This window comes from uncultured Metabacillus sp. (assembly GCF_947503125.1).
Lineage (GTDB): Bacteria > Bacillota > Bacilli > Bacillales > Bacillaceae > Metabacillus.
This window is the reverse complement of the sequence record NZ_CANNCR010000165.1, coordinates 1-938: the sequence shown is the minus strand read 5'-3', so window position 1 is coordinate 938 and position 938 is coordinate 1. Positions and strand designations below refer to the sequence as shown.

Below are 938 nucleotides of genomic sequence, written 5' to 3'. Positions count from 1 at the left end.
ATTAAAGAACTATCACCGGAAGAGGTGTTGATGAAGTGGAAGCCATATGTTCAACGAGGAGTGGGAATTAAGCGAGCGACAAAGCTAGTGGAAGCTGCTCGAAAGAGTATTGGGATTCAAATCGGTATTCAGTTTGCCAAGAGAGAATTAGATTATCTACTTGACCAGTATGAGCTATATAAACAACAGGTAGAACAATTAGATACGGAGCTTGAAGCTCTAGTGGAGACACTTCCGGGAGCTAAACAAATGATGGAGATATCAGGATTAGGATCTACCACAATCGCTTTATTCTTCTCGGAAGTAGGTGACATTACAAAGTACAGTCACCCCCAACAATTAGTGAATTTAGCAGGCCTCTCATTACGAGAACACAGTTCCGGTAAATTTAAAGGCCAAACACGAATAACCAAGAGAGGGAGAAGCCGTCTACGACGAGCTTTATATTTGGCTATTCGTCCACTAGTCGCCCATAACCCAACGTTTAAGGCCTTGCATCGATACTATACAACACGATCTGAAAAGCCATTGAAAAAGCAACAGTCACTCATTGCCTTGTGTTGTAAGTTACTACGTGTGTTGTTTGTCATTGGACAAAAACAATGTGAGTTTGATGGATCTAAACTAGTCAGAGGATTACCTCAAAAACAAGTATTACAGGTTGCTTAAAGCTCTTAGAAAAACACTCTAAATACACATTATTTCTCTACAAACACCAATAGTGCAGAGTTGGAGCATATTTTTTCCATTCGGGCAATTGACCCAGCTAAGGAGCATTTCCAACCTCCACCTCATGGATACGCAGGACGAAGGAAAGTATGGATTACAATCCTGAGAGATATGGGAGGGTTAGCGACCGTGATTTATGTGGAGATTTCTTAGCACGGTTATACACTTATTTTCCAAACTAATCCAGTTTGGTTGATAGGATGGCCCCC

Annotated in this window: 1 protein-coding gene; it reads left to right on the top strand. The window is 41.3% G+C overall.

Features of this window, described 5'->3' with window-relative positions:
• Nucleotides 1-669: transposase (locus Q1B07_RS26660; RefSeq protein ID WP_299095840.1), on the top strand; the 669-nt coding region annotated here is incomplete at its 5' end.
• Nucleotides 670-938 lie beyond the last annotated feature (269 nt).